Raw genomic sequence first — 10,039 nt, 5'->3', positions numbered from 1 at the left:
TTTATTTGCGCAGTGATATTTTTCTTTGAATCGCAATAAAAAACCACCTTCAACCGAAGGCGGTTTAAGCATAATTCATCAACTTTGTATTTGATATTTACGATTTTTGTTTGCACCGGTTTTAGTCAGATTGCTTTCTGTCAGCATTCTGGATGCTGCATAAATGGATGTTACTCCACTAAACCGCCTGAACTCCTTGTTATCTATTTCATGGCTGATCAAATTGAAATACTCCTGCAGCGTCAGCTTATGCGCCAGCGGGTCGCGATGACCGCATACAGTACAACGCCAAATTTTATAAAGCCGCTCAACCGCTATCTTTCTGCATTCAACACATTTCACACCTGTCATCAAATCACGCGGTTCGATTCGATAATATTCACATAAAGGCGGACGCTCATACGGGTAAATGTTCGCTTCTATCGCCTTGCGGATCTTGCTCGGCTTAGGGGAATCAGCCGCTGGTTCCATCGATTCAAGAATCTCATAAATTTTTTCAACCACCTGATAGGTTTTGCAGATGTGCTTATTAACCGGCTTCGCAATAAACTCGCAATGCCTCGGGGTGAAGACAACTACTCCATCAATTGGTGGATGCTTTACTTTTCTTTTTTTCAGCCACAACTCGAGAAAACGGGTATGCTTGGCGAGCTGCACCAATGGGTCGTCCATTACCATTTTTTCACCTTCATTATTAAATCGGTAAAACTCGGTTGTCACTGCATCAAAATGGATTTTCCCGCTGATATTCTTCGAACTGATAATAATAAGGCAACGCGGTGTCACCAGCAGTCCATCGATCTGTACTTTCCAATCGCCAAGCCGCAAACCGATATCCCACAAAATTTCATACGGTTCCGGCCAGTGAAACTCGGCCATTTTTGCATGCAAGCGCTTTTCTCCTTGCCAGCCGGCTTCGTACCGGTGAAATTCCTTTTTTAAATACTCCTGCTGCGTGTGCCCTGATGGCAACCGTTCAATCAGCAACCGCACGCATTCCCACATCTCCAATTGTTCCTCCCCTATCCAAATCCCCGCCTCTCCATCAAGTTATCTGAATTATAACACTGTTATTCAGAAGAAAGACGGAACCTTTCAGCTTCAGCTCAATTAAAATTCAAACCCTGATTTGAAAGCAGTCCGCGGCTGCGGACTGCCCAGGGGGCGGGGTCTGCCCCGCCCGATCTTGGGTAATAAGGGGCTTCATCATTGGGTGTGGTTGAACGGAAAGGTTTTAGTTCTATCATCTGATTGGCATAGGAATTTCATTTCTGCATTAAAAAGAGGCTGTCCCCTATTTTAGGGACAGCCCTCGTTACAGAATTTATTGAAGTGAAGAATTCTCGACAAGTTCGAACTCAAATTCCAGCAGTTCACCGTCGCGGTACGCTTTCACCTGCAGCATTTCACCGATTTCCTTTTCTTCGTAAAGATGCTTGCGCAAGGCGATGCTGCCGTCGATCGGGATGCCATCCATTTCAACGATGACGTCGTATTGCTGAAGGCCGGCTTCAGCCGCTCCGGAATCCGGCAGAACTGAGTTGACCACTACGCCACCCTCAACTTCAGCCGGCAGATTCAGCGTCTCCTCGCGGTACATCTGTGGCACCTGGTCCAGATCCAGCAAGGTGATGCCCATCGCCGGGCGCACCATCTGGCCGTCCGATTCGAGCGATTCAATGATTGGAATCGCCGTGTTGATCGGGATGGCAAAACCGATGCCTTCTGCAGTCGCCGGATTGATCTTCATGGAATTGATGCCAATTAGCTGGCCGCTGATATTGATCAGTGCACCTCCGCTGTTGCCGGGGTTGATCGCCGCATCCGTCTGCAGCACTTCCACTTCCCAGTCGACCACATTATCACCGTCAATGTCGACCGGCACTGCCCGGTCCGTGCCGGATACCACACCGGTCGTAACCGAACCATAAAAATCAAGGCCGAGAGGATTTCCGATGGCGATAACCGTTTCACCTTGTTTCAGCACATCCGAGTCACCGAACTGCGCCACGTTGTCTATGCCTTCACTGTCCATGCTGAGGACGGCGAGATCCGTCCAGACGTCACTTCCAACAAGTGTCGCTTCTTTTTTGCCGCCATCCGGCATCGTCACTTCGATGTCCGTGGCGCCGTTTACTACGTGATGATTGGTTACGACATAAGCAGTGCCGTTGTCATTTTTATAGATGACGCCCGAGCCTGTACCAACAGCCTGGCTTGGCGATTCGGAAAAGAAATCCGAAGCCGCCTGCAGATTCGTTACGCCCACAACCGTGTCATTCGCAATGTCGACAGCCTCCGTCACGTCATTCGTCACTTCCACTGAACGCTGCTCCGTTTGTCCCTGTTCACTGCTTTCCACTGTTTCCTGCTGGTTCTGCGCTGTTTGCGAGCTGTTTCCCGGCAGCAGTTCCGGCCGTGCGCTGAACAGCAGCCATATCAGCAATGCCCCCACCAGAACGCCGCCCAGCCCTGCCAAAAATGTGCGTCCCCGTTTCGGGCGCTGCCGTCTTCCATTAGGTGTCTGATCGTAGTAACCCATCTGCTCCATCCTCTCAGAAAACTTCTTTCCCTAATTCTATGAAGAGAATTCTGACAATGCAAGCTTGAGCCTCTTTATCCGTGACAAACTAAAAAACCGGAAGCTTTTCCGCTTCCGGTCTTTCCATCGCACTTATACTTCTACCAGTTTCGTCGGCACAAACGCGTCTGTATCCAGCAGGTCCACATACTCGCCGACGATGATGCCTTTGGTCTGAAGTGTCTGCTCGACGCTCATGCGCGCCAGGTCCTTCATATTATTATCCCGGCTTAAATGCGAAAGATAAATTTTTGTCGGCTTTTCCGCCATCACTTCACTCATGGCGACTGCCGCGTCCTCATTGGATACATGCCCTACATCGCTCAGGATCCGGCGTTTGACCGACCACGGATAACGGCCCATCTGCAGCATCCCGACGTCGTGATTGCTCTCAAATACATAGGCATCCGATGCCTGGATGATGCCTTTCATCTTATCGCTGACATAACCGGTGTCCGTAATCAGCGTCAGTTTGCGGCCGTTTTCATGAAAAACGTAGAACATCGGATCAGCCGCATCATGCGACACGGCGAACGACTGGATATCCAGTGAACCAAAAGTTTTCACCGTGTCCATGTCGAAGTGGAAACGCTGTTCAACCGGTATCGCCCCGACCAGATTCTCCATCGCCTGCCATGTTTTGGCGTTGGCATAGATTGGCACTTTGTGTTTGCGGGCCGCGATTCCAAGCCCTTTGATATGGTCACTGTGTTCATGCGTCACAAGGATGCCATCCAGGTCGCCCATTTTTTTGCCGATGGAAGCGAATAATTCTTCCATCTTGCGGCCGCTCAGTCCCGCATCCACGAGAAATGAATGGCGGTCATTTTCTATATAGATGGCATTGCCGCTGGAGCCGCTTGCCAATACACTAAAACGCATACTAAAAACTCCTTACTCTGAACCTTCTTCTTCAGGTGCCTTGAACTCAATGATTCCGTCTTTGACGGCATTGACAAAATAATCCGCTGTTGAGCCGTCTTCCAGTTCCACGATGACCCTCCAGGTCGGCAGGAACATCCGTGTCTCATCCGACACAGCCACATACACAGAATAGCCGAGATCCACAGACAGAACTTCGGAATTCTGCTGCAGCAGTCCATTTTGATAAAGGGTTTCAATCGCTCTTTTCGGAGAGATGAGGTCTTTGCTCTGCGCATTTGGCACCAGGTCTGTAAAGATGGTCTGTTCATAGCGGACCGCTTTCCCTTCATCGTTGAAGAAAAGAGTCACTTTACCGCTATCACTATGATACAATGTTTTCCCTTCGATTACCTGATAGAAGATTGCCGTGTTTTCTTCTTCATTTACTTCCCACAGAACATATTCATCGCCTTCATAAACGTTCCCTGCAATAAAAGCTTCGAGGCTTTCCTTGCTTTTATTGTCCCCTATTGAGACTGGTTCGCTGAACGCCACATTCAGCAAATAATCTTCCTCTACCGCCGCGGCCCGTATATTTTCAGAAGGGGCATCTTCTGTCGCGAAGGTTTTTCTGGTGCCGCTGATATACGGTTCTTCCCCCGGATCTGCCTCCAGATTGTCAGGGTAGGTAATATTGTCGATTTCAAGACGGGCGTCCACTGCAGGCTCCGATAACTTCGAATAGTTTTCGGCTTCGGTGTAGCGTTCCAAATACAGGGAGTACAAAAAGATATTTAAGATGGAAAAGACGATAATGAAAATCGACTTTGTTCTACTCCAATCCAAATGGTCCTCCCCCTATCACATCGTTTGGTAATTTAAGCCATGAGCCGTCCATTCTGTAATACCAGATCGGCTCGGCAACCATAAGCCGGTCAGGGTCATTCGAGTTGCGCATCAGTTCGTAACCCAGCATAATATCCGTTACCGCGGCCCGTTTCTCTTCTTCGAGGCGAGCCAATGCGGCAAGAACCGCAGAGCCGGATGCCTGATCTTTAAGAACGGTTCTGCCGGTCGGCTCCAATATATAAATCGGCCGCTCGTAGCGGAAAACCTGCTCTTCGCCGTCAGCTATCCCCCACTTCACATCTATTGCAGTGGAGAGAGGTGAGCCGAAAACCGGTATATTATTGATAAACAGCCGGTACTCAATTTCCTGGTTGAGCGGTTCCATGCCAAAATAATAATAGTCGTTTGTCCAGCCGCCGTGGTCATTGATGAATTTGATCGTATTGAAAACCAGTTCCGACGGGATGGCCGGATCTGCGGTTTCCGCCTTGGACTGAACGTAATTCAAGCCTTTGATGACTGCTTCTTTTTCCAGGAAGGCACCGGTATTGTCGGTATAACCGCCGTCCATCAAACTGCTGGCCGGCTGGAAACTGGAACCGTCAAACAGCCTGTCGGCATATTCCTCCAGCGGCGTTTCTTCATAAAGATAAACATAACTCGACAGGTTAACCGGTTCTGCCGGTACATAAATCGGCATGGTTCCAATCGATTCATTCGTTATATAAAGCGGGTACTGCTCGGAAGGCGCAATGATATTTCTTTCGAATTTCGAGAAGTCGCTTATTGGGGTGACCCCCTGGTAGATGCGGCCCGATTCCGAGTTGATGAAGTACACAACCAGTTCACCGTTTGCGGAACTTTCCCAGTTTACGACCAGCCGGTTAATAGTCGCTTCCGGTACATTGGTATCGGAAATATCCACCATCGCATCCAAAACCGGGAATGGCACACCGCCCGGATAATACAAGACGGCACGCGAAGGCTGATGCATATATTCAATCATTTCATCAGCAGTCGCTTCATCTGACAATAACATCAAGTCACTGATCTGCCACTGGTCCATTGAATTCAGGAACAGATCAATTTCGTCATTATTGACTGATCCGGTGATGTTTTCTTCGCTGTGGTACAGGATTTTAAGCGGCCGGATTACCTGTTCAATTTTTTTCGTATCGGCGATAGCCGTATCAATGGCAGGCGTCGGATCGATGGGATCCAAAGTCGTCGGGGTAAAATTCCAGATGATGAACGTCAGGGCCAGACTGAGAAACACCAGCAGGAACAGCGCAATCGACTTTATCTGTTCGATATATTTCATTCCCACTCACCTCCGTCATCTGTTACAAATGGAAGCGTGAAGAAAATCGTGGTCCCTTTGCCATACTTGCTTTCCGCCCATATGGTGCCTCCGTGGACATTGACCACTTCTTTGGAAATGGCCAGCCCCAGTCCGGTACCGCCCATTTCCCTCGAACGCGCCCGGTCGACACGATAGAACCGCTCGAAAATCTTATCGAGGTTCTCTTTTGGTATCCCCATCCCCTGGTCGCTGATTTTTGCCTGGAGCATGCCGTCTTCTTCGCTGAGCCTGAAGGAAACCTTGCCGCCGTCCGGTGAGTATTTCAGCGCATTGGAAATGATATTATCGAATACTTGCGTCATCTTATCCGGATCGATTTCAACAAAATAAGGTGTTTTGGGCATGTCACGTTCGAACGTCACATTCTGTGATTTCGACATCTCAAAACGGTCGATGATGCGGTTGAAGAATACTTTGAAATCAACCATTTCTTTATTGAGCTCCGTATCACCGGAATCCATTTTGGACAGTTTCAGCAGGTCGTTGACAAGGCGGATCATGCGCTCTGTTTCCGTTTGTGTGACATTCAGGAAACGCGGAGCCAGATCATTGTCCTGCCAGGCGCCTTCAGCCAGCGCTTCAAGGTAACTGCGCATCGTCGTCAATGGCGTACGCAGTTCATGGGATACGTTCGCCACGAATTCACGCCGTTCCATATCGATTTTTTCCTGTTCCGTGTTATCGTGCAGGACCGCGATCAAGCCGTTGACGAAACCGGTCTCTTTTTGGATGACCGAGAAATTCGTCCGCAGCAGCGCGCTTTGTTCATACGTCCCAAAATCGAGCGTAATGGCGTCTTTCATATGGATCAGATCTTCAAATGTATATTCGTTTTCCAGTCCCAAAACGCTTGTGATCGGACGGTTCATCACCGTTTCACGTGAAACATTCAAGAGGCGGAGCGCCGGGTCGTTGATCAGGATGATTCTCCCTCTCCGGTCCGTCGACAGCACGCCGTCTGTCATGTTCGCCAGAATGGAAGCCAGTTTACGGCGTTCGCTTTCTGTCGACTGCTGGGATTCCTGCAATCTGTTCGTCAAATGGTTGAACGCTTTCGCCAGCTGGCCGATTTCATCGTCGCCGTAAACGCGTACTTTGCGCGAGAAATTCCCTTTTGCCATCGCCTGTGCGTGTTTCCGCATATCGGAAATCGGCTTTGAAATGGTTTGGGCCACCAGAATCCCGAGAATCGCTGTAATGAGCATGGCAAGAGCGGTCCCACCTGCCAGAATCGAGTTAATTTCGTCCATTTGGTCATAGACGTTTTCAACTTTCGCTTCCAGGTACAGGGCTCCGAGCAATTCGCCCCCTGCGGTCACAATCGGCTGCGTCACTACCCATACACGCCGGTCATTTTCTTCATTGATTTTGATTTGTTCCCTTGGCTCCACATGGACAATCGTTTCCCGCACCAGATCATCTGCCGAGCGCTGGCCGATCAGCGGCTGCTTTTCAATGGCCGAAGAGCCGAGAATGCGATAGCGCGAATCCACTACCCGGATCTCCGAAATGTCTGCAGAGTTAAAACCCTGCAGCACGGACCGGAGACTTTGTTCCACTGTCAGATCATCATCCGTCCGGTTTCTGATCATTTCCTCCCGGACACTGAATTCGATGATTTCCATACGGTCCAAAATTGATTCTTCAAAGTTGTCGATCAGTCTGGTCTCCAATTGTTCTGCAAAATAAAGGCCGATAATCTGCATCGCCAACAGAATCAGCAAGATATAAATCAGCACGATTTTCACGTGGATTGATTTGAAAAAAGTCACTTTCTGCATTCAGTCTACTCCTGTTCAGGATTTCGCAAATAATAACCCACGCCGCGGCGCGTTACGATCCATGCCGGATGGCTCGGGTTATCTTCAATTTTTTCACGCAAGCGGCGGATGGTGACATCCACTGTGCGCACATCTCCAAAATAATCATAGCCCCATACGGTCTGAAGCAAATGCTCGCGCGTCATGACTTGGCCGATGTGCTTGCCCAGGTAATGAAGCAATTCAAATTCGCGGTGCGTCAATTCGATCGTTTCGTCGCGTTTAAGAACCAGATAGGCATCCGGCTGAATCGTCAGTGCACCCACCTGGATGTCATTTGAATTCGGGCCTGCTTCTTCAGAAGGCACGATATTCTGCCGTCGCAGGTTTGCTTTGACGCGAGCCACCAATTCCCGCGTGGAGAACGGTTTTGTCACATAATCATCCGCGCCCAGTTCCAATCCGAGCACTTTATCGATTTCCGAGTCTTTTGCCGTCAGCATAATAATCGGGAAATCGTATTTTTTCCGCACTTCCCGGCATACTTCCATGCCGTCGCGGTTCGGCAGCATGATGTCCAGCAACATCAAATCCGGCTTTACTTCTTCCGCCAGTTTGATCGCTTCGTCGCCGTCATACGCACATACCACATTAAAGCCTTCTTTTTTCAGATTAAACTGCAGAATATCTGCAATCGGTTTCTCATCGTCCACTACCAATATCGTCTTATTCATCAGTGATCTCCCCTTTTTTGAATAGAAATACCCATCCTGAACATAAACTTTTCTTCCTTTACTTTATCACTGTTCAGGCGGTTTGGCATCTCTCATTCATTTGGCGATATTTCCCGGGAAATAATCATCCATACAATCAATGCCAGCAGAGCGGAATCAACATTTCCACTTTGCTGGCATTGCCATTTTCGCTTTCTTACTTCAGTTTTGCATGGTGAATGTTTTATTGGCTGATGTAGTTTAATGGATCCTGAACGGCTCCGTTTTTGGAAATCTCAAAATGCAGATGGATGCCGGTCGATCGGCCTGTTGTGCCCATCACACCGATTTTCGTGCCCTGCGGAACTTTATCGCCGACTTTCACACCGATGGAAGCGAGATGCGCATAAATCGTTTCGTAACCGTTCTGATGGTCGATGATGACGCGGTTGCCGAATGAGCCGTCCGCTCCCGCAGCCTTTACGACACCGTGGTCGGAAGCAAGAATATCAAAGCCGTCCGGCTGGGCGATATCGATTCCTTTATGCTGCCTGCCCCAGCGCGGCCCTTTTTTGCTGGAAATATAGCCGCCCTGTGCCGGCCATACGAAGCTGCCGGTGCCGACGGAAGGAATTTCCTTCGTGCCGTTCAGCACGATTTCCTCAACCGGTTCCGCTGTCACTTTTTCATCGACAGTGTGCCGGTCGGTTTGTACGCCGTCTTTTTGGCGGATCGCGTAAAGCACCTGCTTTTCACCAGCTTTGCCTTCCTGGGCGATTTTAGATTCGCCGATCAGTAATTCGGCGTCTTCTTTTTCGAGCGTCCCGAAATCAATGCCCTGTTTCACTTTTTTCTGTTTTTCGACTGTGACGGTAATATCCTTATCTTCCAATAACAGCGAAGCCGCTTGTTCAGGAGACATTACCTCTTCCGGTGCCGCCTGGCTCGTCACGCCGGACACATTATCTTCTATATCGATTAACGTAATGCGTGTTTCGTCTTCACCGGGTTCCGGCAGCTCTTCTGTGGAATGTTCCATGGCTTCCCACTGCTCCAGCTCTTCCGGACTTGTGTAGGCAAGCAGAACCTGGCGGATGGCTTCATCATAGGCTGCGCGGTCTGCCAGCTGGGCCACCGCCTGGCCATCGATCGTCAATGCAAATGTGGCTGCCTGGACATCCAGCTCTTCGCCCAATTTGGCAAGAACCTCTTCTTCATTTTGCACGGCCGGTTCAAATACCTGTTCCGTTATCACACTGAAGCTCGCATCCGGCTCCAGTTTCAGCTCTGCAAACTCTTCACCTGCAGAAGCGATTTTCGCATCCACAAGCTCTTCCACTTTGTCGCTTTCATTGACAGCGCCTATATAGCCTCCGCCGTTATATATATGATAAACAGTTTCAAGGCCTTCATGGCCGATGTTCTGTGCTGATGCCGGATTGGTATTCAATCCCAGCACCAGAAAAACCGAAGCTGCTATTTTAATCAAATTCGAGCCGGTCAGACTATAACTTTTTTCAGTCAACTCTCTCATTTTGAATACGTTCTCCCTTTCATTGCCTCTATTCTGAATCTGCGGATAAATTAAACCTCTACCACTTTAGCACAAACTTATACTAAAATAGCATAAATCTGACCCATGTAAATAAACTGTATTGTTTAACCCATTTAATTACTTATAATGTTATTTATTGTTATTATTTCGATTTGATTTGCCTGTATTTTCTTTTAAGAGAGAATGGAAATGGAGATTTGAGGAAAATATCTGTCTTAATTGTCATGATCCTGTAGCATTCTGAATATTGAAATGTGGACATTTTATTAACATAAAAAAAAGCCGGACAGATGCGTCCGGCTTTCAACTTTTCAATTATTTGCTTTTCGGTGTCCAGACTCCGGCGACCCAGCT

The 10,039-nt window shown here is 48.7% G+C and carries 8 protein-coding genes; all 8 read right to left on the bottom strand.

All coding sequences use genetic code 11. The annotated features are described in order from the left end of the window. Positions 1-78 precede the first annotated feature (78 nt). A complete protein-coding gene (locus KW93_RS11845) occupies positions 79-1,005 on the bottom strand; it encodes a nuclease-related domain-containing protein (protein WP_052131594.1) in 927 nt (308 codons plus the stop codon). A 319-nt stretch (positions 1,006-1,324) separates the two neighbouring features. Further along, complete coding sequence (locus KW93_RS11840; protein ID WP_033543231.1) at positions 1,325-2,542, bottom strand: S1C family serine protease; 1,218 nt, start codon at positions 2,540-2,542, stop codon at positions 1,325-1,327. 132 nt (positions 2,543-2,674) lie between these two features. Continuing rightward, on the bottom strand, positions 2,675-3,463 hold the full coding sequence (locus KW93_RS11835) for an MBL fold metallo-hydrolase (protein WP_033543230.1): 789 nt from the start codon (positions 3,461-3,463) through the stop codon (positions 2,675-2,677). Between the two features lie 12 nt (positions 3,464-3,475). Beyond that, complete coding sequence (locus KW93_RS11830) at positions 3,476-4,291, bottom strand: two-component system regulatory protein YycI (RefSeq protein ID WP_033543229.1); 816 nt, start codon at positions 4,289-4,291, stop codon at positions 3,476-3,478. Next, on the bottom strand, positions 4,278-5,615 hold the full coding sequence (locus KW93_RS11825) for a YycH family regulatory protein (RefSeq protein ID WP_033543228.1): 1,338 nt from the start codon (positions 5,613-5,615) through the stop codon (positions 4,278-4,280). The genes KW93_RS11830 and KW93_RS11825 overlap by 14 nt, the downstream gene beginning before the upstream one ends. Next, on the bottom strand, positions 5,612-7,438 hold the full coding sequence (walK, locus tag KW93_RS11820) for a cell wall metabolism sensor histidine kinase WalK (RefSeq protein ID WP_033543227.1): 1,827 nt from the start codon (positions 7,436-7,438) through the stop codon (positions 5,612-5,614). Before walK ends, KW93_RS11825 begins: the two co-directional genes overlap by 4 nt. Positions 7,439-7,443: 5 nt before the next feature. Then, on the bottom strand, positions 7,444-8,151 hold the full coding sequence (gene yycF, locus KW93_RS11815) for a response regulator YycF (RefSeq protein ID WP_033543226.1): 708 nt from the start codon (positions 8,149-8,151) through the stop codon (positions 7,444-7,446). Between the two features lie 223 nt (positions 8,152-8,374). Beyond that, positions 8,375-9,664, bottom strand: a complete 1,290-nt coding sequence (locus KW93_RS11810; RefSeq protein ID WP_052131593.1) for a peptidoglycan DD-metalloendopeptidase family protein — start codon at positions 9,662-9,664, stop codon at positions 8,375-8,377. Positions 9,665-10,039: the final 375 nt, after the last annotated feature.

Origin of the sequence: Planococcus sp. CAU13, from assembly GCF_000775575.1 — a bacterium.
In the GTDB taxonomy this organism is placed as follows: domain Bacteria; phylum Bacillota; class Bacilli; order Bacillales_A; family Planococcaceae; genus Planococcus.
The sequence above is the reverse complement of the archived record's forward strand: the minus strand, read 5'-3'. Positions and strand labels throughout refer to the sequence as shown.

Coding starts and splice junctions, on each gene's coding strand:
- KW93_RS11845 (WP_052131594.1), bottom strand. CDS start 1,005: ATGTGGGAATGCGTGCGGTTGCTGATTGAACGGTTGCCATCAGGGCAC.
- KW93_RS11840 (WP_033543231.1), bottom strand. CDS start 2,542: ATGGGTTACTACGATCAGACACCTAATGGAAGACGGCAGCGCCCGAAA.
- KW93_RS11835 (WP_033543230.1), bottom strand. CDS start 3,463: ATGCGTTTTAGTGTATTGGCAAGCGGCTCCAGCGGCAATGCCATCTAT.
- KW93_RS11825 (WP_033543228.1), bottom strand. CDS start 5,615: ATGAAATATATCGAACAGATAAAGTCGATTGCGCTGTTCCTGCTGGTG.
- walK (WP_033543227.1), bottom strand. CDS start 7,438: ATGCAGAAAGTGACTTTTTTCAAATCAATCCACGTGAAAATCGTGCTG.
- yycF (WP_033543226.1), bottom strand. CDS start 8,151: ATGAATAAGACGATATTGGTAGTGGACGATGAGAAACCGATTGCAGAT.
- KW93_RS11810 (WP_052131593.1), bottom strand. CDS start 9,664: ATGAGAGAGTTGACTGAAAAAAGTTATAGTCTGACCGGCTCGAATTTG.